This window comes from Janthinobacterium sp. EB271-G4-7A (assembly GCF_020858075.1).
GTDB classification, from domain to species: Bacteria; Pseudomonadota; Gammaproteobacteria; order Burkholderiales; family Burkholderiaceae_D; genus Janthinobacterium; species Janthinobacterium lividum.
This window is the reverse complement of the sequence record NZ_JACYMI010000001.1, coordinates 3,750,581-3,772,742: the sequence shown is the minus strand read 5'-3', so window position 1 is coordinate 3,772,742 and position 22,162 is coordinate 3,750,581. Positions and strand designations below refer to the sequence as shown.

Below are 22,162 nucleotides of genomic sequence, written 5' to 3'. Positions count from 1 at the left end.
AAGTGCGCGCCAGTCTACACAGGGGGCCGCGGGCTGTCCAGCCGCGCGGCTGCCAGTCAGGGCGTTTGCAGGATCTGTCCGACCAGCACGGCCAGCGGCTGGCGGATGTCGAGCACGATGCCGGCCTCGTCCGCCTGCAGCGGTTGCAGCGTGGCCAGCTGGCTGTCGAGCAGGCTGGCCGGCATGAAATGGCCGGGGCGCTGCAAGCGGCTTTCCAGCACGGCGCGCGGGCCGTCCAGGTGGACAAAGCGCAGGGCCGGGTCGCCCTCGCGCAGCACGTCGCGGTAGGCGCGCTTCAGGGCCGAGCAGGAAACGACGAGGCCGTCGCCTTGCGCGCTGGCCGTGGCGATGCGCTCGCGCAGGGCGGCCAGCCAGCCGGCACGGTCGGCGTCGTCGAGCGGGATGCCGGCCGCCATCTTGGCCACGTTTTCCGGGGAATGCACGTCGTCGCCTTCCACATACGGCACGCCCAGCGTGCTGGCCAGCAGGCTGCCGACGGCGCTCTTGCCGCAGCCGGACACGCCCATCACGACCCAGCGGGCGGGCGCGCCTGTCCTCATGGGGCCGAGACGATGACGGTGACGCGGCGGTTTTCCGCCTTGCCGGCCTTGCTGGCGTTCGAGGCGACCGGCTTGCTCATGCCCAGGCCCTTGACGGTGATATTGCCGCGTGGAATGCCGGCCACGCCCATCGCATCGGCCACCACGTTGGCGCGCGCCAGCGACAGTTTGTTGTTCAGCACTTCGGCACCTTCGTTGTCCGTATGGCCTTCCACGCGCATGTGCGTGATGCCCACTTTCAGCAGGGCGGCGCTGATTTTCTGGATGGCGGCCCGGCTCGGCGCCGTCAGGCTGGAAGCGCCGAAATCGAACAGCAGCTTGTCGGTAAAGCTCAGCTCCCAGCCTTCTTCGGTCTGGTTGAAGCCTTGCTCCTTCAAGGTGGCCACTTGCTCGGCATTGAACAGCGGTTTTTTCTCTGGCGTGCTCTGGCAGGCGGCCAGCAGGCCCAGCATGAACAAGCCGAGGAAGACGCGGCGTAATTGCTTGTAGATGGATTGCATGGTATTGCTCCTTGATTCAGGGGTGGGTATGGGGTTGCGGCAGGCGCGCCACCTGGCGCGTGCCGCGCTGCGCCTGCTTGGCGCGGTACATGGCTTCGTCCGCCGCGCCGACCAGCGAAACGGCGTCGATGGCGTGATCGGGGAAGACGGCCACGCCGATGGTCAGCGAGCTGACGATGCTATTGCCGGTGGGCAGCTCAATGGCTTGCGCCATGGCGGCGATGATGTTGTCGGCGATGTGCATGGCGTCGCTGCTGTTGCGCAGCGGCTTGAGCAGGATGGCGAATTCGTCGCCGCCCAGGCGCGCCACCAGGTCGCCCTCGCGCAATTGCTGCTTGATGCGCGCGGCGATCGTCACCAGCACGCGGTCGCCCGAGGCATGGCCGAAGGTGTCGTTGATATATTTGAAACGGTCGCTGTCGAGGAACAGCACGGCCACCTTGCCATTGCCGACCCGCGCTTCGAGGATGGCGCGTTCCAGCTCCGCTTCCATGAAGGCGCGGTTGGACAGGCCCGTCAGGCTGTCGTGGTTGGCGCGGTGCGACAGCGAGGCGTTTTCCTTTTGCAGATGGCTTTGCCATGCTTCCAGTTCGTCGAGCAGGGCGTTGAAGTCGTCATTGATCTGGTTCAGCTCGGCAATATTGGCCGGCGGCACGCGCAGTTCGAACGAGCGGTCGCGCCGCACGCGGTGGGCCGTTTCCGCCAGGTGGCGCAGGGGCGACGTGATCTCCGTTTCCATGCTGCGCGACAGGCGCACGGCGACGACGAGGCTGAGCACCAGGCAGGCGAGCAGGCAGGTCAGGCCGCTGAGCAGGAAGGGCAGCAGGCTGCGGCTGTGCGGCACCAGCTTGATGCTGCCGATGGCCTGTTCGTTGCGCGTGATGGGGAAGGTCAGCGAATCGGGCAGCATCCAGCCCGTCAGCGCGCGTTCGATGTAGTAGCGCGTGCCGTGTTCGCCCCGTTCCCAGCGGGCCAGCACGTTGCCGGCCGTGTCGCTCACCTGCGCCTGGTCGATGTCTTCATTGACGCCGATCAAGGCCAGCGCTTCCTTGGCGGCCATGGAATCGCCAAAGACGACGGCCCCTTCCACCGTGTAGCTCATCGAGCGGGCCACCAGGCGCAGGTTCTGGTCCGAATACACGCGCAGGGCCAGCAGCGCCACGGCTGTCAGGGTCAGGCCAGCCGCCAGCACGGCGATCAGCGACACGCTCAGGTGGGCGCGCCGCAGCACGCTGTCGAGCGTCGGGCGGGGCCGGCGGGCAGGCTTGTTGCTCATCCGGGCGCTCATGGCGGCGGTCCCTTGCGACGTGCAATTTGCAAGGCGTTCGGATGCACGCGCAGGCCGCTGCGGGCGATGGCGTCGAGGTTGACGTCAAAACCGATCTGCGCCTCGGCGAGGCGCAGGCAGAACATGGTGCCCACGGCGCAGGACGTGCCGGGTTCGGCCACCGATAAAATCGGCTTGCCGATGATCTGCGCCAGCAGATGCTCGCGTTCGCCCTCGGGCAGGCTGCCCAGGTAGATGACGTCGCATTCGCTGACAGCGGCGGCTGCCGCCGGAATTTTCACGCGGATGCGCTGGCCCAGGCTGGAAGCGGGCGTGTCGACGATGGCCGCGCCGTAACGGGGCGCACCGAGCATGCAGACGCGCACTTCCTGGCGCGCCACGGGCCAGCGCACATAGCTGATGATGCCAAACAGGACCTGGGCCACCTCGGCGGGACGCCTGGCGTCCACCGCCGCGCCCGTTTGCGCCCACGCACACGGGGCCAGCGCCGTGCAGGCCAGCAATGATGCCAGCAGCGCGGCCAGCAGCACGACGAGCAGGGCGGGCGGCGCGGAGCGCTGCCGGTGGCGAGGGAAGGAGGGCACGGCGTCGGTGTCTTTATGCAGGTCGGGTTGCTATTCAACTAGTTACTCAGCAACACAGACTCTACGGAAGTCCCTGTTGAAAGTAAATCACGGCGCTACGCCATAAACCTTGCATTATAAACACGAATGTGAAAACTTGCATTCTTTACCATGAGAATTACTTGTCAACACTGCCGTGGCGTGCCAAAGTGTTGCTATTCTTCCAGTGTCGCTTCCAGCAAGTCGATTTCGCGCAGCAGGCGCAAATGGATGGTGTCGTCCAGTTCGCCCGAGATGCGTCGGCGGAACAGTTCATCCCGCTCCGCATTCAGCGCTTCCAGGCGCAGCGCCCGTTCGGCCTTGGCCAGTTCCTGCAGCCGCATCGCTTCGTCGTTGCTGCTTTCGCCATACGCGAGGCGGCGCCGGTAGGCTTCGATCAGGCGGTTGGCCGCCTCCGTGACGACTTGCTGCTTGTCATTTTTGTCGATGCCTTCGCACACTTTTTCCAGCCGCGCGATGGCCGCTTCGGCGGCAGCGGCGCGGGCATTGCGCTCTTCCGTCGAACGGCGCGCGGGCGGCGCGAACACGAGGCCCTTGGTCAGCAAGGGCAAGGTGACGCTGGCCAGCAGCAGCGACAATAAAATCACGCCCATGGCCAGGAAGATGACGAGGTCGCGCGCGGGAAAGCGCGTGCCGTCGGGCAAGAACAAGGGCAGGGTCAGAATGCCGGCCAGGGTCAGCGCACCGCGCACGCCCGCGAACGACGCCACCAGCAGCAGGCGCAGGCTGGGGCGCGCCAGCAACGCCGCGTCCTTCGGTTCGCCCGCCATTTTCTTGTGGTGCTTGAACAGGGTCAGTTTCATGGAAATGAAGACCCACAGGAAGCGCATGAAGGTCAGTCCCACCGTGATGGCGATGACGAACAGCGGCAGTTTCCAGGCGCTGCCGGCGCCGATTTCGGCGGAGGCGGCCGGCAAGCCGGCAACGGTGGTGGGCAGCTGCGCGCCCAGCATGACGAAGATCACGCCATTCAAGACCAGTTGCACGGTATCCCACACCGCCTTGCGCTGGGTGCGCGTGGCGGCCAGCGGACGGCCGATCAGGTCGGCGTAATGCATGGACACGCCCGCCGTGGCGGCGGCCAGGATGCCGGAACCGTGGATTTGCTCGGCGCCCAGGTAGGCGGCGAACGGGATCAGGATGCTGATGAGGATTTGCAGGCCCGGCTCTTCGCCGACCTTGCTCACCAGCCATTTATTCGCCAGGCCCACGCCCCACGAGATGGCCAGGCCGATGATGATGCCGCCGCCCGCTTCCTGCAGGAAACTCAGCGAGGCGGCACCGATGGAAAAGCCGCCCGTCATCATGGCGCCTACGGCAAACGTGAAGCAGACGAGGCCCGACGCGTCGTTGAGCAGGGATTCGCCTTCCAGGATGTGCATCAGGCGCGGCGGGATCGGGTTGCCGGCGGCGATCGCCGACACGGCCACGGGGTCCGTCGGCGAGAGGATGGCGCCCAGCGCGAAGGCGACGGCCAGCGGCACGCTGGGGATCAGCCAGTCGATGAAAAAGCCCATGCCCAGCACGGTAAACAGCACCAGGCCGATGGCCAGCATCAGGATCGAACGGGCGTCGGAAAAGAAGGCGCCCTTGGGGATGCGCCAGCCATCGAGAAACAGCAGTGGCGGGATGAAGAGCAGGAAGAAAATGTCGGGATCGAGCGGCACTTGCACGCCAAACACGGCCAATCCCGTGCCGCCGGCGATCTGGATCAAGGGCAGCGGCAGCTTGACCCAGCGCGAGCGGGCGAGAAAGCCGCACAGGACGACGGTCAGAACGAGGATGAGGATGATGGTAACGGTATGCATGAAGGAGCGGCGGCGTGCTGAAACGCTGATTATAAGGCGCGGCCCGCCTGTAGGCACCGCCTGCGTGTCATTGCGTACATACAACAAGTCACAATCGCGGTAAGATTGTCACTGTGGCCCTGCTGCCGCCGCCGTTGGCCGGCGGCTGGCCGCCTTGCTTGATATCTTTGCTTTTACCCTGGCCTTTACTTTTCACTGGTTCCTGTTTTGCTCAAGAAAATTTTCACCGGACTGCTGCTGTCGCTGGCATTGCTCATCGTGGCGGCCCTGGCCGCGTATCTGTATTACTGGCGCCCTGCGCTGGCGCCCATCGATCCGCCTGCCGCCACGGCATTTTCCCCGCAAGTGGTGGAACGGGGCCGCATCCTGGCCGGCATGGGCAATTGCGCCGCCTGCCATACGGCCAAGGGCGGCGCCGATTACGCGGGCGGCCACGGCCTGGCCACGCCGTTCGGCACGATCTACGCGACGAATATCACGCCCGACAGGCAAACGGGCATCGGCCGCTGGTCGCTGGCCGCCTTCCAGCGGGCCATGCGCGAAGGCGTGGGCCGCGATGGCGCCCATTTGTATCCTGTCTTTCCGTACACCCATTTCAACCTCGTTTCGGATACGGACCTGACGGCCTTGTACGCGTATGTCATGACGCGCCCGCCCGTGTATGCGGTGGCGCCCGCCAACAGCGTGCCGTTTCCCCTGAACCTGCGCCCCTTGCAGGCGGGCTGGAAGCTGCTGTTTTTCAAGCCAGCGACTTTCCAGCTTGATCCTGCGCAAGGACTGGACTGGAACCGGGGCCGCTATCTGGCCGAAGGCCTGGCCCATTGCGCCGCCTGCCACACGCCGCGCAATGCGCTGGGCGCCGAGCTTGCCGGTTCGTCCTATCTGGGCGCGCCCATCGACCACTGGTATGCGCCGGCCTTGACCAGCGCCAACACGGCACCCTTGCCATGGACGCAAGACGAGCTGTACGCCTTCCTGCGCACGGGGGCGACGGCCCTGCACGGCGTGGCGGCAGGACCCATGTCGGCCGTCGTGCATGAAGGCATGGGCGCCTCGCCCGACAGCGATATCCGCGCGCTGGCAACGTATTTTGCCGGCGTGGCCGGGGCAGAGCAACGCCAGGTGGATACCGATACCGTGGTAAAGGCCGGCATCGCCCGCTCGCAGAGGGTCAGCCTGGTCGACAATGACCGTGGCGCCAGCCTGTACGTGGCCGCCTGCGCGTCGTGCCACTCGAACAGCGATGGCCAGCCCGCAGCCTTGCGTCCGGAACTAAGCCTGAACAGCGCCGTCAGCGCGCCCGATCCCGCCAACCTGATCCAGGTGATATTGCACGGCATCAGCAAGGATGCAGCCATGCCCGGCGTGCTGATGCCCGGCTTTGCCGCCTCGCTGACGGACAACGACGTGGCCCAGCTGGCCGCCTATTTGCGCCGCAGCCGCAGCCATCAGCCGGCCTGGACGAACCTGGAAGCGGCCGTGGGGCGCGCGCGCGCCGGCAAGTAATTCTTGAAAGTTTCTTAAATATTTATGTATAACATTACCGTGAATGGCCAACCCTTCGGCACCGAGGCCGACGCCGAGACGCCGCTGCTGTGGGTGCTGCGCGACGAAGCCCGCTTAAAAGGCACGAAGTTTGGCTGCGGCATCGGCATGTGCGGCGCCTGCACCGTGCACGTGGATGGCCGCGCCATGCGCTCCTGCATCACGCCGATTGCCGCCGTGGCCGGCTGCGCCATCACCACCATCGAAGGCCTCTCGCCAGACGGCACGCACCCGCTGCAGCGGGCGTGGCTCGCCACGCAGGCGCCCCAGTGCGGCTATTGCCAGTCGGGCCAGATCATGCAGGCAGCCACCCTGTTGAAAGACTATCCGCAGCCGACGGATGCGAATATTGATGCCGTCATGAGCGGTAATCTGTGCCGCTGCATGGCATATGTGCGCATTCGCAAGGCAATCAAGCTGGCGGCCGGCATGCAGGAGGCGCCCGGTGTTTAAGTTGCCAAAAGAAACTACCAGTGCCTGTCCCAGCCCGCTGAGCCGGCGCGGTTTCCTGATCGCCGCCGCCGGCACGGGTTTTACCCTGGCTTTCTTGCGCGCCGACAGCTCCCTGGCCGCCGGCAAGGCGGCGCCCGTGCCGCCAAAACAAGGCATCGCGCCCGTGTTCGATCCCGGCATCTGGTTCCAGATCGGCCGCGACGGCATCGTCACCGTCAACATCGCCAAGGCGGAAATGGGCCAGCACATCGGCACGGCCCTGGCGCGCATCGTCGCCGAGGAGCTGGAAGCGGATTGGAGCAAGGTGCGCCTGCATTACGTGGATACGGACCCGAAATGGGGTTTGATGGTGACGGGCGGCAGCTGGTCCGTCTGGCAGAATTTCGACCCGCTCAGCCGTGCCGGCGCGGCCGGGCGCCTCGCGCTCGTCGAGGAAGGCGCGCGCCTGCTGCGCGTGCCCGTGTCCGCCTGCCACGCCAGACTGGGCGTCGTGCATGGCCGGGGGCGCTCGATCAGCTATGGCGACATCGTGCGCCGTGGCAAGCTGGCGCGCCAGTATACGCCCGAGCAATTGAAGGCCATCGTGCTGAAAACGCCGCAGCAGCGCAGCCTGATCGGCCAGCAGGTGCAGGCGCTGGACATCCCCGCGAAGATCAATGGCACGGCCGTGTACGGCATCGATGCGGAAGTCGAGGGCATGCTGTTTGCGCGCCCGAAGATCCCGCCCACGCGCTATGGCTCGAAAGTGGTGTCCATCGATGATACGGCCGCGAAAAAGGTCAAGGGCTACCTGCGTTCGTTTGCCTTGCAGGATCCCAGCGGCACGGTGCCCGGCTGGGTCATGGTGGTGGCTGAAACGTATGCGGCCGCCATGCGCGCGGCCGAGCTCGTGCAAGTGAAATGGCGGGCCGGCGCGGCAGCCCACGTGGCGGAGCAGGATATCCTCAACTATGGGACCAAGCAGCTGGCCGATGCCAGCCTGGGCGCCCGCGTGGTCGATGATGATGGCGTGGAGCAAGCGTTCAACGATGCCAGCCTGCAGCTGGAACGCCACTACACGACCAGCACCGTGCTGCATTTTCAGCTGGAACCCGTGAATGCCGTGGCGCAGGAAATCGACGGCGTCTGGCACATTCATGCGGGCAACCAGTGGCAATCGTTGATCCTGCCCGTGCTGGCGCAAGCGTTGACGGTGCCTGAGAGCAATGTCATGCTGCACACCTATCTGCTGGGTGGCGGCTTCGGGCGGCGCCTGAATGGCGATTATTGCGTGCCGGCCGCGCTGGCCGCGCAAGCCGTGGGGCGCCCCGTCAAGATGATTTGCACGCGGGCCGACGATGCCCGTTTCGATTCGCCCCGTTCACCATCCGTGCAGCATGTGCGCATGGCCTTCGACGACGCCGGCAAGGTGTCGGCGATGGTGCACGAAGCGAGCGCGGGCTGGCCCACGCAAGCCATGATTCCCGCCTTCCTGGCCAAGGATAAGCAGGGCCATCCGTATGACCCGTTCGCCATCGCCGGCGCCGACCACTGGTACACGGTCGGTGCGCAGCGCGTGCGGGCCGTGTCGAACGATCTGGCCAATAGCAGTTTCCGCCCCGGCTGGCTGCGCTCCGTGGGGCCCGGCTGGACGAATTGGGCCGTGGAAAGTTTCATGGATGAGGCGGCGCAGGCGGCCAAGGTCGATCCGCTGGCGTTCCGTTTGTCCTTGCTGCAGGGCACGGGGCGCAACGCGGGCAGCGCGCCGAACGCCGTCGGCGGCGCCGCGCGCCTGGCCCACGTGCTGCAGCGGGTGGCGGACAAGGCCGGCTGGGGCAAGGCCATGCCGCCCGACACGGGCCTGGGCATCGCCGCCACGTTCGGCCAGGAACGCGACATGCCCACCTGGACGGCCTGCGTCGCGCGGGTCAAGGTGGACCGCAGCACTTGCATGGTGAAAGTCGAAAAATTGTTCATGGTGATTGACGCGGGCAGCATCGTCGACCCCGATGGCGCGCTGGCGCAGGCGGAAGGGGGCGCCCTGTGGGGCGTGAGCATGGCCTTGCATGAAGGCACGGCCTTCCTGAATGGCGAAGTGAAGGACACCAACCTGAATACCTATACGCCCTTGCGCATGGCCGACGTGCCCGAGCTCGACATTGAATTTGTTGCCAGCACGGCAACTTCGACGGGCATGGGCGAACCGCCCACGACGGCCGTGGCGCCCGCCATTGGCAACGCCATCTTTGCCGCCGTGGCCTCGCGCGTGCGGCATTTGCCGATCCGCCCGGAAGCCGTGCTGAAGGGGCTGGACCGGCACGGCGCCGTGTAGTCCTGTCATCCTGCTTTCCTGGCGGCGGTGCGCGAACGGCTGCGCAGGAATGGCTGCGGGCTGCTACACTGAGGTTAGCCGCCCCGGGTATGCAGGCTGTGCCCGTCCCGGCAAGATCAGCGTAAAATCAGCGCACAGCTCGACTTCAGCGTTAGCTTGATCCCAGCTCGATTGCGGAGGCAACCATGCAAGAACAATTTGTCAGCATTACGGCCGATGAACTTCAACTGGATGGCGTGCTTGAAATGCCCGAGCGGCCGGTCGGTATCGTCCTGTTTGCCCACGGCGCAGGCGCCGACAGCGACTACCTGGGCGCCTCCAGCCACGCCACTTCCCAAGATTTCTTGCGAGCGGGCATCGCCACCCTGCGCTTCGACCAGGGCGGCGTCGGGCCTGGCGGCGGCAGCAATGGCCACGCCTATTTCGTGCGCAGCGATATCGTGCTGCTGGCGCGCCAGCTGGAAAAAGCCCTGGGCTGGCTGCAGATGGACGCGTCCACGCGGCGCTTGCCCTGCGGCCTGTATGGCTATGGCACCAGCGCGGCCGTCGTGATGCAGCTGGCGGCCTGGCGCAGCGCGGAAATCGCCGCGCTGGCCGTGTGCGATGGCCAGGTGGAAATGGCGGGCAAGGCGGCGCTGGAAAATGTGCGCGTGCCATCGTTGCTGATTGTGGGCGGGCGCGATCCCGACGTGGCTGGCCTGAACCGCATGGCGTTCGCCACTTTGCGCTGCGACAAACAACTGGAACAGATTGCCGCACCCGGCGGCCCCGACACGCGCCACCAGGCGGCCTTGCTGGCCACGGACTGGTACACGCGCCATTTCAACGGGCATACCAGCACGTCGCAGTAGCGCGGCAGATCAGGCGGCGCGCAGGTTCTTCGCATGGAAGCGCAGATGCTCTTCCATGAAGCTGGCGATGAAGTAATAGCCGTGGTCATAGCCGGCATGGCGGCGCAGCTGCAAAGGCTGGTCGGCGTCGCGGCACGCCGCTTCGAAGACGTCGGGGTACAGTTGCTCGGGCAGGAACTTGTCGGCCAGGCCCTGGTCGATCAAGATACCTTCGGGAAATGATGCTGGCTGGCCTTGCCGGCCGCGCATCAGCGCGCTGGCGTCGTACTGCTGCCAGCTGGCTGCATCGCTGCCCAGGTAGCCCGTAAACGCTTTCTTGCCCCACGGACATTGGCTCGGTGCGGCGATGGGGGCGAAGGCGGAGACGGAGCGGAACAGCGCAGGATTGCGCAAGGCCAGCACCAGCGCGCCATGGCCGCCCATCGAATGGCCGAAGATGCCCGTGCGTTGCGCATCGATCGCCAGTTCCTGTTCCAGCAGGGCGCGCAATTCCAGGATGTAGCTGTACATGCGGTAGTGGCTGCTCCACGGCGCCTCGGTGGCGTCCACGTAAAAGCCCGCGCCCACGCCGAAATCCCAGGATTCGCTCTCGCCCGCGATGTTCGCGCCACGGGGGCTGGTGTCGGGCGCGATCAGGATCAGTCCTTCTTCTGCCGCCACGCGCTGCGCGCCGCCCTTGATCATGAAGGTTTCTTCCGTGCAGGTCAGGCCGGCAAGGTAAAACAGGGCGGGGCGCTTGGTGCTGACCGTGGCGCCTGGCGCCGTGTCGGGAATGAAGGCCGAGAAACGCATGGGCAAGCCGATGGCTTGCGCGTCGTGGCGATAAAAGCGTTGTACGCCGCCAAAACAGGCGTGTTCACTCAACAGTTCCAGCATGAATTCTCCTCGTTAATCTCACAGTATAGCCAGAGTGGCAGGCGGCTGGAATAGCAGAGCGGCAAGCACGCGTCACCACTTGCAGCCGCTGTCGCCCGTCGCGCCTTTCAGCAGGAAGGGCAGCTTGGCCAGGCCGGCGAATTCCACATTGCCTAGCCGCGGCTTGTAATCGTTGTCGCACTTGGGCCGCGCGGCGCTGGCGATGGCTTGCGCCGTCCTGTCGCTGGACGTCAGTGCTGGCCCGGCGATGGATGGGCCAGTCTGACGCGCCGCTTCCCTGGCCTGGTGTTTCAAGGCGTCAAGGTCGAGCGCAGCGGGAGGCGGCAATGCGGCTGCCACGTCGCCATCGGCAGCAGGTGCGGGCATTGCTGCGGACACCGGCACGGGCGTGATGGCTACCGTATGCCGGGGCCGTGCCTGGATTTTTGAGATTGCTGGCGGCAGGGGTTGCGCGGGCGGCGTCACGGGGGCCAGCAACAGCAGTTGGGTGCTGCGCTGTGGCAGCAACGGTGGCGCCGGCAGGTGGTTTGAACGCAGCACTTGCCAAAGCAGCACATGCAGCAGCACGGCGATGCCGGCACCGGCCAGCATGCGTGCCGATTCCCGTGGCAGCGGCGGGGGCGGCATCAATCGAGCATGGCCGCAACCAGCGGCAGGATGTCCTGTGCCGGCGCTTCGGTCTTGAATGCCAGTAAATGGTCGGCGCGCGTCTTGCCCAGGTTGATGGCGGCCACGGGCTTGCCTGTTTCGGCCGCCATGCGGCACAGGCGAAAGCTCGAATACACCATGACGGATGAACCTACCACCAGCAGGGCGCCAGCTGCCATCATCTTGCGCTCGGCTTCGGCCGCGCAGGCGGCAGGCACGCCATCGCCGAAAAACACCACGTCAGGCTGCAGGGTGCCGCCGCAGCGGGGGCAGGCGGGCACGTGGAAGGTGGCCAGCTGCATTGGTTCCAGCAAGGCATCGCCATCGGGCGCCGGCGTGGCCGTGGCGCCCAGCAGCTGCGGATTGTCGCGTTCGAGCTGATCCTGGATCAGGCGGCGCGTGTGGCGGGTATGGCAATCGAGGCACACGACGCCATGTATGCTGCCGTGCAACTCCGTGACGGCCGCGCTGCCGGCTTGCTGATGCAGGCCATCCACGTTTTGCGTGACCAGGCCGCCTATTCTCCGGCGCTGCGCCAGTTGCGCGATGGCCAGGTGACCGGGATTCGGCACGGCCCGCGCCAGGGTCGGCCAGCCCACCATGCTGCGCGCCCAGTAGCGGCGGCGCACGGCTTCCTGGCGGCGAAAATCGGGACCTTGCACGGGCGCGTTGCCGCGCCGCACGCCCTCCATGTCGCGGTAGTCGGGAATGCCGGACGCCGTGCTGATGCCGGCGCCCGTCAGCAGCAGCACGTCGGGATGGCGCTGCAGGAACTGCGCCAGCTGATCGAGGGCGTGGTGGCTGCTGGCTGGCTGCTGGCTGGCGAAGGAAAAATTTTGCATGATGCGCCATGCTAACCGAAAAGCAGGACGCCGTTGCAAGGGCGATACTTACTCCAGTTTCATGCCGAAACGCTGCAGCCGCGGCTGCCAATGTTCCTCGATATTGGCCGAGACGAGGATGCGCTCGGCCTTGCCGATCAGCAATGCACGGGGCACGAAGCCGAAATAGCGCGAGTCGGCGCTGTTGTCGCGGTTATCGCCCAGCATGAGGAAATGGTCGGCCGGCACCGTCACGGGGGCAAAGCTGCGCCGCGCGCCAGCGATTTGCGGCAAGACCTGGATGCGGTGCTGCTCGGTTTGGTTGCGTTCGCTGATGCGCTGGGCCGTCAGCTGGCCCACGTGGGCGATGGTTTCAGGCGCCGTGTCGAGCGCCGTGTACTGGGCAGGCAGGCCATTGATGACCAGCTGCTCATTGCGCATTTCCACCGTGTCGCCGGGCAGGGCGATGATGCGCTTGATCAGGCGCGTGCCGTCTTTTGGCGAAGAAAAGGTGACGATGTCGCCCCGCTGCGGTTCGGCCAGGCGCTGCAGCACGATATCGGTGAGCGGCACTTTCAGGTTGAAGGCCAGGCGGTTGACGAAGACCACGTCGCCTTCGAGCAGGTTGGGGCGCATGGACGCCGACGGTATCGGATTCCAGTCCGCCACGGCCGTGCGGAACACGCCGAACAGCAGGAGGAACATCAAAAAACCTTTGTTTGCGCGCATCCATGTGCTCATGTCGGCTCTTTCGCTGGGCTGTGCCCGTGATGGTGAAGGGAGGCGCCATTGCTGCTGGCGACCTATTCACGATGCACGGCGAGGCTGAAGCCAGTCTTAAATGGCGCCAATGCGGGCACCAATGCGCAGGTGAATGGCGGGGATGGCGTACCGCTGTTGCGTGCACGCATCACTACGCCGGCTTCCGCGATGCCGGCACTTGTCGTGCATGCCATCCCACAGCTCACCGAGCGCCGTCATCCATGGTTTGCGTGTTGCGCCGTTCAAAATACAGCAGGTCCGACCAGACATCCTGGAAGCGCATGGCTTTTTCCGAGCGGCCATACTGGTGAAAGCCGTTACGCTGCATGACGGCGACCGAGCCCAGGTTTTGCGGCCGCGCCGTCGCTTCCAGGCGCCACAGTTCCAGTGTGCCGAACGCTTCCTCCAGCAGCAGGGCGACCACGCGCGTGGCGTAGCCGCGTCCGCCGAACCGTTCGCCGATGCGGTAGCCGAGCGTTGCCTTGTTGAAATAGGGGCGCGTGACGGCCGTCAGATTGACCCGGCCGATGATTTGCCCGTCCAGTTTTGCCAGGTACTGGTAAGCGAGGTCTTGCTGGCGCTCGCGCTGCGCCTGCTCGATGGCGGCGGCGATGGCTTCCGGGTGGTAGTAGGATGGCGCGCGCGCCGTGACCCAGTTTTCAAAATACGCGCGGTTTTCCAGTTCGAAGGCCAGCAAAGCGGGAAGGTCGCTGCTGGCCGGCGGGTGTAGCTGAAGGCGGTCGAGGTCTGGCATGGGAGCGTGTCGGAAAGCGATGCGCCATTATAATCAGCTGGCGCATTTCGCCGCACATCTGAATTCATGAAGGAGCAGCATGCTGTCCCATATCTGCCTGGGAACCAACGACTTTCCCCGCGCCTACGCCTTCTACACGGCGCTGCTGGGAGAACTCGGTTTGATCGAGAAATTTCATGACCCCGTCAAGCCATGGGCAGGCTGGATGGCGCACGATGCGCCGCGTCCCTTGTTCGTGCTGACGGCGCCGCATGACGGCTTGCCGGCCGCGCCCGGCAATGGACAGATGACGGCCCTGCTGGCGGCCAGCCGCGCCCAGGTGGACCGCTGCCACCGGGCCGCGCTGGCGCTGGGCGCCGCGTGCGAAGGGCCGCCCGGCTTGCGGACCCACTACCACGCCCATTACTATGGCGCCTATTTCCGCGACCTCGACGGCAACAAGCTGTGCGTCTGCTGCCACGCCGAGGAATAGTTCAGCGCTGGCCCCAGATATCTTCCTCTGTCCAGCCCAGCTCCGCAAAATCCTGCGCCCGCTCGTCCGCTTCGCCGGCGCAATAGAATTCGTCGAGCTGCGGCGGCGCGATGCGCGTGCCGGCCAGCATGGCGTGCACTTGCCCCCGGTGGTGGATCTGGTGCTGGAACAGATGCGCCAGCATGCGCTGGCGCGTGTCGACTTGCGGCGTGTCGCGCAGGATCGTCACGGGCCGCGCCAGGTCCGCGTCGCACAGCCTGCGGCAATGGGCGATCAGGCGCGCATCGGCTGCATGCTGTGCCGCCTGCAGCGTGGCGCAGTCGGTAAATGGCTCATCCTGTTCAAAGAAGACATAGCAGTCGGGATGGGGCGCTTCGTCGCGCAGCTCGCGTTCGAGCGCATCGAGGTAAAACCAGTCGCACGTGAGAATGTGGTTCAGGGTGGACTGGATGGTGGGGAAAAAGCTGACGCGCGTGGCCTGGAATTCGGCCTGGCTCAGTTCGCCGCAGGCTTTCAGCAGGCGGTGGTTGGCCCAGGCGTTGTTGTGGGCCTGGCTGGTGACGTACTGGGCCAGCAGATTGTTCATGATGTACCTTGCAAAGAGGGGGACCTGCGCGAGCGCCACTGTAGCACTTTGCGGCAGGTGGACCAAGCCGGCCACGCCCGCCGCACTGGCACGGCTGTCATCAAGTAAAATCGCGCAGCGGATGTCGCGATAGTGATGCATATAAGGCTGGAATAGCAATGGGTTGGATAGGAAAATTACTGAACGGCGGCGACGGAAAAAACAAGCTCGCGCCAGCCACGGCAGGGGCGGCACCCGAGATGGCACGGCAGCCAGCCACCATCACCGAAATCGATGCCATCTACTACCGCTGGCTGGCGGCCGCGGGTGCGACGCAGGCGACAAAGCAGGCCGAACAGCAGATGCTGGATGAATTGACGCGCCTGGCCAGTGAACCGGTCGCCGGCGCCGCGCTGGTGCCGCGCATTCCGGCCATCATTCCGCAGTTGATGCGTACCTTGCAAAATGAAAACATGAGCGCGGCCGAGCTGTCGCGCCAACTGGCCCAGGACGTGCTGCTGGTCGCCGAGGTCTACCGCGAAGCGAACCGGCCACGCTACCATTCGCGCTACAACGCCAGCCCGTCGATCAACAACATGGAAGGCGCCATCATGCTGCTGGGGCAAAACGGCATGCGCATGCTGCTCGCCCGCGTCGCCTTCCGTCCCATCGTCAGCATGCAGAGCGGCGGCCTGACCATACGCACGGCGCCGCTGATCTGGCGCCAGTCCGAGAAATGCGCGCTGGCGGCCAACCTGGTCGCGCCCGCCATGCAGGCCAACGCCTTCGACGCCTATCTGGCGGGACTGATGGCCAATGTCGGCCTGGTGGTGGCGTTCCGGCTGATCGACCAGATGCATGCGCCCGATGCCTTTCCGCAATCGGATGCCTTCATTGCCCAGGTGTTTGCGCAAGCGCGCATCCTGTCGGTACGGATCGCCGAGTTATGGGAGTTTCCCGAGTCCGTGACCCGCGCGATCGGGCATGCCGGCGTCGATGCCGATGCCGATCCGCAGGCGCGAGCGCTGGCGCTGGGAGATCGCTTGAGCAAGCTGCGCATGCTGGTCGATACTGGCCGCTTTCCTGCCGACGATCCCTTCGTGATGACGGGATTGAGCAAGGCCGAGCTGCAGGTGTTCGACAAGCTGGCCGACGAGGACGACGAGGAGTGACGGCCGCAGGCCGTCACGATGGGCATGCGGCGGATATCGCTCAGCGCGCAAAATAGAGTTCGTGCAGGTGATCGAGGTCGACCTCGGAAGCCGCCTGCGACAGCGCTACTTTGCCGCTTTGCATCAGGTAGACGTGATCGGCCACGCCCACGGCGCGCGCCGTGTTCTGCTCGACGAGGATGATGGTGCGCCGGCCGTCGTTCAGGCGCGCGAGGATCTCGAACAGCTCGTTGACCACCAGCGGCGCCAGGCCCAGCGACGGTTCGTCGATGATCAATAGCGACGGATCCGACATCAAGCCCCGCGCCATCGCCAGCATCTGCGCCTCGCCGCCGGATAATGAACCGGCCAGCTGCTTGCGCCGCTCGTGCAGGCGCGGGAACATGGCGTAGGCTTCGGCCAGGCGCGCCGGCATGTGGCTGCGGTGCTCTTTCGGAAACGCGCCCATGATCAGGTTTTCTTCCACGCTCATGTCGCGAAATGTCATGCGGCCCTCGGGGATCATGGTGACCCTCGCGTCGCTCATCTTCCACGTGGGCGTGCCGTTGATGGCCACGCCATCGAGCGCGATGCTTCCCGCGCCCACGGGCAGCAAACCCATGATGGCGCGCAGCAGGGTGGTCTTGCCGGCCCCGTTCGGGCCGATGATGGTGGTCAGCTTGCCCTTCTGGATCGACAGCGACACATCCCACAGCACATTGATGGCGCCATAGCCGGCGCGCAGATTCTCTATGTTAAGCATGCGCGGCTCCCGTGTAGCTTTCGATGACGGCCGGATCGCGGAACACGGCATCGGGCGTGCCGTCGGCGATCAGCTGGCCAAAATTGAGCACGGCCACGCGCTGGCACAGATTGCTGATGGTTTCGATGTCGTGCTCGATCATGACGATGCCCACGCCAAAGGCCGCGTGCAAGTCCTTCAGCATGCCCATGAAGCGGCGCTTGCCGTTCGTTTCCAGGCCGGCCAGCACTTCGTCGAGCAGCAGCAGCTTTGGATTGGTGGCCAGCGCCTTGGCCACTTCCAGCGCCTTGAGTTCCGTCAGCGCCAGTTCGCTGGCCGCGTCGCGCCCGGCCTTGTCCGCCAGGCTGGTGAAGTCGAGGATTTCATCGATCTTGCGCATGTCCACCTTGCCGGTGCCGAAGCGCTGCGCCACGATGAGGTTTTCGCGCACCGTCAATTCATGCATGGGTTGCGGAATCTGGAAGGTGCGGCCCAGTCCCAGGCGGGCGCGCTGGTACATGGGCGTGGCCATGATGTCGCGCCCCTCGAAGCGGATGCTGCCGCTGGTGGGGCGCACCAGGCCGGAGATCGCGTTGAACAGGGTGGTCTTGCCGGCGCCATTCGCGCCCACCAGGCCGATCACGTCGTGGCTGCCCACGTTCAGGGTGACGGAATCGACGGCCGTCAGGCCGCCGAAGCGCACGCAGACATTATCGAGTTCAAGCATGTTGTTTCTCCTTCGCTTTGAACGCCTTGCGTAGCAGCGGCAGCAGGCCGTTCGGACTGAAGACGATCATCGCCACCAGCAGCACGCCCAGCACCAGCTGGTGGCCAGTGGGAATCAGCGATTTGAAAATCAGCTGGTCGACCAGGTAGACCACCACGGCGCCCAGCACGGGGCCGAGGATGGTGCGGTAGCCGCCGAAGATGGCCGCCACGATCGGCAACGTCACCCACAGGCTGTTGAAGGCGTAGTCCGGCTCCAGGAAGTTGATGTAGTGGGCGTTGAAGGCGCCGAACAGGCCTGCCATGAAGGCCGACACGAGCAGCATGGCGCCTTTCAGCAAGGTGCTGTTGACGCCGACGACGCGCGTGGCGTCTTCGCTGTCGTGCATGGCGCGCAGGGCGATGCCGTAGTGGCTGGCGCGGATGCGGCTGTAGGCAAACGCGCAGCACACCACCAGGGTCAGTACCACCAGGTAGGCGCCCGTCTTGCTGGCCAAATCAAAACCGAAGACGGTGGGCAAGGTCGGGATGTTGTTGATGCCGCCGGCGCCGCCCGTCACGGAACTCCATTCCGTGGCCAGGATGCGGAAGATGTGGGCGTAGGCGAGGATGGCCAGCGCAAAATACGGCCCGCGCAGGCGCAGCACGGGCAGCATGATGACGGCGGCGATGGCTGCCCCCGCGCCGCCCAGCAGCATGGCGGCAAACACGGGCAAGCCCAGTTTCACGGTAGCGAGGGCGGAGACATACGCGCCCACGCCGAAGAAGGCCGCATGGCCGAAGCTGACCATGCCGCCCAAATTGCCCAGCAGGGCCCAGGACATGGCCACGCCGCCGATGATCAGGGCCGCAACCACCATGCTCATCACATACTGGTTGCCGCCCAGGGCCAGCGGCACGGCGATATAGGCGGCCAGCAGCAGGCCCGCCGTGGACATCAGTGAAGTACGGCTCATCCGCGCCTCCGTTGTGCGCCGAACAGGCCGTTCGGCATGATGAACAGCACCAGCAGGAACAGCACCATGCCGGACAATTCCTGCAACGCGGAGCTGGCCAGGGTGACGGTCAGCGCTTCGGCCACGCCCAGCAGCACGGCGGCGATCAGCACGCCGGGTATCGAGCCGATGCCGGCGAGGACCGTAATGATGAAGGCTTTCACCGTCAGCGCGCCGCCGTAGGCGGGCTGGATCACGCCATAGCTGAACAGGGCGACGCCGGCAAACGCGGCCAGGATGCCGGCGACTAAAAAGGAAACCAGTTCCGTGCGGCCCGGGTCGATGCCCATCAGCTTGGCCGCGTCGCGGTTGCTGGAGACGGCGCGCACGGCGCGGCCATACCAGCTGGTGGACAGCCAGCGCCACAGGGCCGCCATCAGCACCAGGCTGACGCCAAAGAAGATCACTTCGCTGCGCATGCTGAAAAACGGACCGATCTCGATGCCTTCCTGCAGCCAGCTCGACGAGGTCGAGCGGATGTCCGCCTTCCATACGAGCAGGATGAAATTGGTGAGGATGACGCCGATGCCATAGGTGAGGATCAGCGAATTGATTTCGCGGTCTTTCTTGATGCGGCTGACGATCAGGTACACGCCCACGGATGTGAGGCTGACGATCACCAGCGCGATGGGAATGGCGAACATGGGCCCCAGGCCCAGGCCGGATTCCACGCTGTAGGCGATGTAGGCGGCCAGCAGCACCAGCTCGCCGTGCGCCAGGTTGATCACTTTCATGGTGCCGAAGACCAGCGCCAGTCCCAGTGCGATCAGGGCGTAGGAGCCGCCCTGCAGCAAGCCAGAATACAAGGCTTGCAAGATTAATTCTGTCATGTCGTCATCCCGTCAGGCTTTCCTGGCGCATCGCGAAGATGCACCAGGGCCGCCGTTCATCGGTGCACGCCCGGCAGGCGTGCGCGTGTGCAGCGGGAGGCTGCCTACCAGGGCAGGGCTGGATAGGCCAGCTTGCCCGTGGCGTGTTCCTTCGGCCAGACGATCACCACTTTCTTGTCCTGGTGCTGCGCCATGCGGTGCACGAAATTCTGGTTGTCGCCATTGGCGGCGAACTGCACCCGGCCGATCAGGGTTTCACGGTCCGTCTTGCGCATTTCCTCGGCCACGCCGCCTTTCTTGAGCGTGCCCTTGTCGGCCGCGCGCGCGATGGCTTCGAACAGCAGCATCGATTGCACATAGCCGAACTGGCCCAGGTAGTCGGGCTCCTTCTTGTACAGCTGCTTGTAGGCGTCGCTGAAGGCCTTGCCGTCGGCCGTCTTGAATTCCGTGGGGAAGGGCAGCAGGGCCGTGCCGAACACGTTCGGCATCAGGTCGGGGAAGTCGGCCGCCATTTTCGGCGTGGCCAGCGACCACACGCCCACCATGGCCTTGATCTTCGGCTTCAGGACGCGGGCGGCGCGGATGATGCCCACGTAATCGTTTTCGTAGCCGACCATGGCCACCACTTCCGATTTATCCTGCAGCTTGATCTTGTTGATGATTGGCTTGAAGTCGGTAATGGCCGGGTCGAACGAGTGTGTCGTCACTTTCACGCCCTTGGCGGCCAGGGCCTTTTCCACGTCTTTCGCCAGGCCCGTGGTGGCGTCCTTGGTCGAATACACGATGGAGACGGACTTGGCGCCCACATCCTGCAGCAGGCCCAGCATGGCTTTTTCGTAGCCGGCCGTGTTATTGATGCGGAAAAAATTCTTGCGCCCGCTGGACACCAGGCTGTCGTCCACGCCGCCCGAGGTGATGTAGACGAGGCCCAGTTTATTCGCCGTGTCCGAGGCGGGCGAGATATTGTTCGAGCCATAGCCGCCCGTGATGGCCACCACGCCCTGGCTGGCCAGCTTTTCCACGGCGGCGATGGCCTTGGCGGGCGCCGATTCGTCGTCGACGGTGATGATCTTGATGGTGTGCTTGCCGTTGGTCTTGTTGAAGACTTCGGCCGCGACCATGATCCCTTCCTGCATGCCGGCGCCGACCCGCGCCAGGTTGCCCGTCAGCGGGATTTCCGCGCCGACTAGAAATTCGTCGGCGCTGGCCTGTGCCATCCAGGCGCTGGCAACCAGCGCTGCCATGGCGATGCGTGTATAGGTGCGTTTCATCGTGTCTCCTCCGGTGATGTGGCTTGGTTTTATTGTCGGGTCTGGTACAGCATGGTCAACTTATCGTGCATTCTGCGCCATTTGCCGCAGCTGCCCCTTTAAAATCTTGCCCGTGGCGGCCGCTGGCAGCGCTTCCATGACGATGATGGCGGATGGGCACTTGTACGGCGACAGGGTCTGTGCCAGCCATGCCTGCAATTCTGCCACGCTGGCGGGCTGGCGCGGGTCCAGTTCCACGTAGGCGATGACGTCCTCGTTGCCATCGGCCACAGTGCGCCCCACTACGGCCGACTGCACCACGGAAGGGTGGGCGTTCAGCGCCGTTTCCACTTCCAGCGGATACACATTGAAGCCGGAGCGGATGATCAATTCCTTGGTGCGTCCGACAATGAACAGCGCGCCGTCCGCTTCCTGGCGCGCCATGTCGCCCGTATTGAGCCAGCCGCCGTCGCGCATGGTGGCCGCCGTCATGGCCGGTTCGCGGTAATAGCCGGCCATGATGTTCGGTCCGCGTATCCACAATTCTCCCGGCTCGCCCGGCGTCACATCCGTACCGGCCAGGTCCACCACGCGCACTTCCACGCCCGGGATCGGCATGCCGACGGAATCGTCGCGGCGCGGCGCTTCCAGGCGGGTCTGGCTGATGGTGGGCGCGCTTTCCGTCATGCCGTAGCCATTGTGCAGCGCGGTACCCAGCAGCTTTTCCACGTCGCGCTTGAGCGATGGCGCCAGCGGCGAGCCGCCCGCATACGCAAAGCGCAGCCGCGTGGGCAGCGGCGTATCGGCGCCGCCCAGGGTTTGCAGCAGCTTGGCGTACATGGCGGGCACGCCCTGCACGATAGTCAAGCCGTCGTCCTTCAGGGCCGAGAGCAGGCCATCGACGGAAAAGCGCGGCACCAGATACAGCGCGGCGCCCGCATACAGGGTGCCCAGTGCTACCGAGGCCAGGCCGTACACGTGCGAAATCGGCAGCACGCCATACGCGCGGTCGCTGCGCGTCAGGCCCCGCAATGTGCTGGAGACGGCGGCGATGAACAGCAGGTTGCGGTGCGTGAGCATCACGCCTTTTGACTGGCCTGTCGTGCCCGTCGTGTAGATCAGCGCGGCCACCTGTTCATTGCCGGGGACCGTGTCTTCCGCGGTGGCGGCGTCGTTCAATTCGCCGGCCAGCAGCTCGCCCATGCCATCGACGGTGACAGGGCAGGCGCCGCGCCGCGCCGCATGCGCGGCCGCTTCCGGCGAGGCGCCGGCCAGGAACAGCACGCGCCGCGCGGAACTGTGTGCGGCGATGGTATCGATCTCGCGCGCCGACAGGCGCGCATTGACGTTGACGATCCACGCATCGATGCCGGCGGCAGCAAAAATCAGCGCCACCTGCAGCGCGCCATTTTCTCCCACCACCATCAGGCGGTCGCCGGCGCGCACGTCGAGGTTGCGCAGCAGCTGCGCTGCACTTTCCACACTGTGCTGCAACTGCGCGTAGGTCCAGCTGCGGCCAGCTTCATGCAGCGCCGGCGCATCCGGCGCGCGCGCGGCCCAGTAGGCGGGGATGGCCGACAGGCGCGCCGGCAAGCCGGCCAGCAGGGTGGGGATGTCCATCGCGGCCTCCT

Annotated in this window: 23 protein-coding genes; 6 read left to right on the top strand and 17 right to left on the bottom strand. The window is 65.3% G+C overall.

What is annotated here, in order from left to right; all coding sequences use genetic code 11:
- Positions 1-56: 56 nt before the first annotated feature.
- From IGS58_RS16915 to IGS58_RS16895, 5 genes are all read right to left on the bottom strand, one after another.
- A complete protein-coding gene (locus IGS58_RS16915) occupies positions 57-560 on the bottom strand; it encodes a gluconokinase (RefSeq protein WP_230522104.1) in 504 nt (167 codons plus the stop codon).
- Positions 557-1,060: an OmpA family protein gene (locus IGS58_RS16910; RefSeq protein WP_034782886.1), complete on the bottom strand. Its 504-nt coding sequence runs from the start codon at positions 1,058-1,060 to the stop codon at positions 557-559. Before IGS58_RS16910 ends, IGS58_RS16915 begins: the two co-directional genes overlap by 4 nt.
- Positions 1,061-1,076: 16 nt before the next feature.
- The gene (locus IGS58_RS16905; RefSeq protein ID WP_034782885.1) at positions 1,077-2,348 is read right to left on the bottom strand and encodes a diguanylate cyclase domain-containing protein; all 1,272 of its coding nucleotides are present in this window, start codon (positions 2,346-2,348) and stop codon (positions 1,077-1,079) included.
- On the bottom strand, positions 2,345-2,932 hold the full coding sequence (locus tag IGS58_RS16900) for a YfiR family protein (RefSeq protein ID WP_230522103.1): 588 nt from the start codon (positions 2,930-2,932) through the stop codon (positions 2,345-2,347). Before IGS58_RS16900 ends, IGS58_RS16905 begins: the two co-directional genes overlap by 4 nt.
- A 194-nt stretch (positions 2,933-3,126) precedes the next feature.
- Entirely contained in the window at positions 3,127-4,779 is a 1,653-nt protein-coding gene (locus IGS58_RS16895; protein WP_034782883.1) for a Na+/H+ antiporter, read from the bottom strand.
- Between the two features lie 207 nt (positions 4,780-4,986).
- On the opposite strand from IGS58_RS16895, the gene IGS58_RS16890 reads away from it, so the two are divergent.
- The 4 genes from IGS58_RS16890 (at position 4,987) to IGS58_RS16875 (ending at position 9,939) form a co-directional block, all read left to right on the top strand.
- Positions 4,987-6,285, top strand: coding sequence for a cytochrome c (locus tag IGS58_RS16890; protein ID WP_211547398.1), 1,299 nt, complete (start codon positions 4,987-4,989; stop codon positions 6,283-6,285).
- A 24-nt stretch (positions 6,286-6,309) separates the two neighbouring features.
- Positions 6,310-6,777: a (2Fe-2S)-binding protein gene (locus tag IGS58_RS16885; protein ID WP_070259091.1), complete on the top strand. Its 468-nt coding sequence runs from the start codon at positions 6,310-6,312 to the stop codon at positions 6,775-6,777.
- Positions 6,770-9,088 carry a xanthine dehydrogenase family protein molybdopterin-binding subunit gene (locus IGS58_RS16880; protein WP_230522102.1) on the top strand — a complete coding sequence of 773 codons (2,319 nt, stop codon included), beginning with the start codon at positions 6,770-6,772 and terminating at the stop codon, positions 9,086-9,088. The genes IGS58_RS16885 and IGS58_RS16880 overlap by 8 nt, the downstream gene beginning before the upstream one ends.
- Positions 9,089-9,273: 185 nt before the next feature.
- Positions 9,274-9,939: a dienelactone hydrolase family protein gene (locus IGS58_RS16875; RefSeq protein ID WP_052140159.1), complete on the top strand. Its 666-nt coding sequence runs from the start codon at positions 9,274-9,276 to the stop codon at positions 9,937-9,939.
- A 9-nt stretch (positions 9,940-9,948) separates the two neighbouring features.
- Here IGS58_RS16875 and fghA read toward each other — a convergent pair whose 3' ends face one another.
- The 5 genes from fghA to IGS58_RS16850 form a co-directional block, all read right to left on the bottom strand.
- Positions 9,949-10,815: an S-formylglutathione hydrolase gene (gene fghA / locus IGS58_RS16870; RefSeq protein ID WP_329958000.1), complete on the bottom strand. Its 867-nt coding sequence runs from the start codon at positions 10,813-10,815 to the stop codon at positions 9,949-9,951.
- A 72-nt stretch (positions 10,816-10,887) separates the two neighbouring features.
- The gene (locus IGS58_RS16865) at positions 10,888-11,442 is read right to left on the bottom strand and encodes a hypothetical protein (RefSeq protein WP_230522101.1); all 555 of its coding nucleotides are present in this window, start codon (positions 11,440-11,442) and stop codon (positions 10,888-10,890) included.
- The gene (locus IGS58_RS16860; RefSeq protein ID WP_230522100.1) at positions 11,442-12,305 is read right to left on the bottom strand and encodes an NAD-dependent protein deacetylase; all 864 of its coding nucleotides are present in this window, start codon (positions 12,303-12,305) and stop codon (positions 11,442-11,444) included. The genes IGS58_RS16865 and IGS58_RS16860 overlap by 1 nt, the downstream gene beginning before the upstream one ends.
- A 48-nt stretch (positions 12,306-12,353) precedes the next feature.
- On the bottom strand, positions 12,354-13,025 hold the full coding sequence (lepB, locus tag IGS58_RS16855; protein ID WP_230522099.1) for a signal peptidase I: 672 nt from the start codon (positions 13,023-13,025) through the stop codon (positions 12,354-12,356).
- Positions 13,026-13,248: 223 nt separating this feature from the next.
- Complete coding sequence (locus IGS58_RS16850) at positions 13,249-13,800, bottom strand: GNAT family N-acetyltransferase (protein WP_230522098.1); 552 nt, start codon at positions 13,798-13,800, stop codon at positions 13,249-13,251.
- Positions 13,801-13,879: 79 nt separating this feature from the next.
- Between IGS58_RS16850 and IGS58_RS16845 the strand changes: the two genes are divergently transcribed.
- Entirely contained in the window at positions 13,880-14,272 is a 393-nt protein-coding gene (locus IGS58_RS16845) for a VOC family protein (RefSeq protein ID WP_230522097.1), read from the top strand.
- A gap of 1 nt (position 14,273) precedes the next feature.
- Here the strand turns inward: IGS58_RS16845 and IGS58_RS16840 are convergent, their stop codons facing one another.
- The gene (locus IGS58_RS16840; protein WP_230522096.1) at positions 14,274-14,858 is read right to left on the bottom strand and encodes a DinB family protein; all 585 of its coding nucleotides are present in this window, start codon (positions 14,856-14,858) and stop codon (positions 14,274-14,276) included.
- A 239-nt stretch (positions 14,859-15,097) separates the two neighbouring features.
- Between IGS58_RS16840 and IGS58_RS16835 the strand changes: the two genes are divergently transcribed.
- Positions 15,098-16,009, top strand: coding sequence for an HDOD domain-containing protein (locus IGS58_RS16835; protein ID WP_167468649.1), 912 nt, complete (start codon positions 15,098-15,100; stop codon positions 16,007-16,009).
- Positions 16,010-16,049: 40 nt separating this feature from the next.
- Here the strand turns inward: IGS58_RS16835 and IGS58_RS16830 are convergent, their stop codons facing one another.
- The 6 genes from IGS58_RS16830 to IGS58_RS16805 form a co-directional block, all read right to left on the bottom strand.
- Positions 16,050-16,751 carry an ABC transporter ATP-binding protein gene (locus tag IGS58_RS16830; RefSeq protein WP_070259070.1) on the bottom strand — a complete coding sequence of 234 codons (702 nt, stop codon included), beginning with the start codon at positions 16,749-16,751 and terminating at the stop codon, positions 16,050-16,052.
- Entirely contained in the window at positions 16,744-17,457 is a 714-nt protein-coding gene (locus IGS58_RS16825) for an ABC transporter ATP-binding protein (RefSeq protein WP_070259068.1), read from the bottom strand. The genes IGS58_RS16830 and IGS58_RS16825 overlap by 8 nt, the downstream gene beginning before the upstream one ends.
- Positions 17,450-18,412 carry a branched-chain amino acid ABC transporter permease gene (locus IGS58_RS16820; RefSeq protein ID WP_230522095.1) on the bottom strand — a complete coding sequence of 321 codons (963 nt, stop codon included), beginning with the start codon at positions 18,410-18,412 and terminating at the stop codon, positions 17,450-17,452. Before IGS58_RS16820 ends, IGS58_RS16825 begins: the two co-directional genes overlap by 8 nt.
- Positions 18,409-19,281: a branched-chain amino acid ABC transporter permease gene (locus tag IGS58_RS16815; protein ID WP_034782865.1), complete on the bottom strand. Its 873-nt coding sequence runs from the start codon at positions 19,279-19,281 to the stop codon at positions 18,409-18,411. Before IGS58_RS16815 ends, IGS58_RS16820 begins: the two co-directional genes overlap by 4 nt.
- Before the next feature lie 104 nt (positions 19,282-19,385).
- The gene (locus IGS58_RS16810) at positions 19,386-20,552 is read right to left on the bottom strand and encodes an ABC transporter substrate-binding protein (protein WP_034782864.1); all 1,167 of its coding nucleotides are present in this window, start codon (positions 20,550-20,552) and stop codon (positions 19,386-19,388) included.
- Between the two features lie 60 nt (positions 20,553-20,612).
- Positions 20,613-22,151 carry a class I adenylate-forming enzyme family protein gene (locus tag IGS58_RS16805; RefSeq protein ID WP_230522094.1) on the bottom strand — a complete coding sequence of 513 codons (1,539 nt, stop codon included), beginning with the start codon at positions 22,149-22,151 and terminating at the stop codon, positions 20,613-20,615.
- Positions 22,152-22,162: the final 11 nt, after the last annotated feature.

What these genes read in the sequence shown, in the direction of transcription:
- IGS58_RS16915 (WP_230522104.1), bottom strand. Translation starts at nt 560, where the DNA reads ATGAGGACAGGCGCGCCCGCCCGCTGGGTCGTGATGGGCGTGTCCGGC.
- IGS58_RS16910 (WP_034782886.1), bottom strand. Translation starts at nt 1,060, where the DNA reads ATGCAATCCATCTACAAGCAATTACGCCGCGTCTTCCTCGGCTTGTTC.
- IGS58_RS16905 (WP_034782885.1), bottom strand. Translation starts at nt 2,348, where the DNA reads ATGAGCGCCCGGATGAGCAACAAGCCTGCCCGCCGGCCCCGCCCGACG.
- IGS58_RS16895 (WP_034782883.1), bottom strand. Translation starts at nt 4,779, where the DNA reads ATGCATACCGTTACCATCATCCTCATCCTCGTTCTGACCGTCGTCCTG.
- IGS58_RS16885 (WP_070259091.1), top strand. Translation starts at nt 6,310, where the DNA reads ATGTATAACATTACCGTGAATGGCCAACCCTTCGGCACCGAGGCCGAC.
- IGS58_RS16875 (WP_052140159.1), top strand. Translation starts at nt 9,274, where the DNA reads ATGCAAGAACAATTTGTCAGCATTACGGCCGATGAACTTCAACTGGAT.
- fghA (WP_329958000.1), bottom strand. Translation starts at nt 10,815, where the DNA reads ATGCTGGAACTGTTGAGTGAACACGCCTGTTTTGGCGGCGTACAACGC.
- IGS58_RS16865 (WP_230522101.1), bottom strand. Translation starts at nt 11,442, where the DNA reads ATGCCGCCCCCGCCGCTGCCACGGGAATCGGCACGCATGCTGGCCGGT.
- IGS58_RS16860 (WP_230522100.1), bottom strand. Translation starts at nt 12,305, where the DNA reads ATGCAAAATTTTTCCTTCGCCAGCCAGCAGCCAGCCAGCAGCCACCAC.
- lepB (WP_230522099.1), bottom strand. Translation starts at nt 13,025, where the DNA reads ATGAGCACATGGATGCGCGCAAACAAAGGTTTTTTGATGTTCCTCCTG.
- IGS58_RS16850 (WP_230522098.1), bottom strand. Translation starts at nt 13,800, where the DNA reads ATGCCAGACCTCGACCGCCTTCAGCTACACCCGCCGGCCAGCAGCGAC.
- IGS58_RS16845 (WP_230522097.1), top strand. Translation starts at nt 13,880, where the DNA reads ATGCTGTCCCATATCTGCCTGGGAACCAACGACTTTCCCCGCGCCTAC.
- IGS58_RS16840 (WP_230522096.1), bottom strand. Translation starts at nt 14,858, where the DNA reads ATGAACAATCTGCTGGCCCAGTACGTCACCAGCCAGGCCCACAACAAC.
- IGS58_RS16835 (WP_167468649.1), top strand. Translation starts at nt 15,098, where the DNA reads ATGGCACGGCAGCCAGCCACCATCACCGAAATCGATGCCATCTACTAC.
- IGS58_RS16830 (WP_070259070.1), bottom strand. Translation starts at nt 16,751, where the DNA reads ATGCTTAACATAGAGAATCTGCGCGCCGGCTATGGCGCCATCAATGTG.
- IGS58_RS16825 (WP_070259068.1), bottom strand. Translation starts at nt 17,457, where the DNA reads ATGCTTGAACTCGATAATGTCTGCGTGCGCTTCGGCGGCCTGACGGCC.
- IGS58_RS16820 (WP_230522095.1), bottom strand. Translation starts at nt 18,412, where the DNA reads ATGAGCCGTACTTCACTGATGTCCACGGCGGGCCTGCTGCTGGCCGCC.
- IGS58_RS16815 (WP_034782865.1), bottom strand. Translation starts at nt 19,281, where the DNA reads ATGACAGAATTAATCTTGCAAGCCTTGTATTCTGGCTTGCTGCAGGGC.
- IGS58_RS16810 (WP_034782864.1), bottom strand. Translation starts at nt 20,552, where the DNA reads ATGAAACGCACCTATACACGCATCGCCATGGCAGCGCTGGTTGCCAGC.
- IGS58_RS16805 (WP_230522094.1), bottom strand. Translation starts at nt 22,151, where the DNA reads ATGGACATCCCCACCCTGCTGGCCGGCTTGCCGGCGCGCCTGTCGGCC.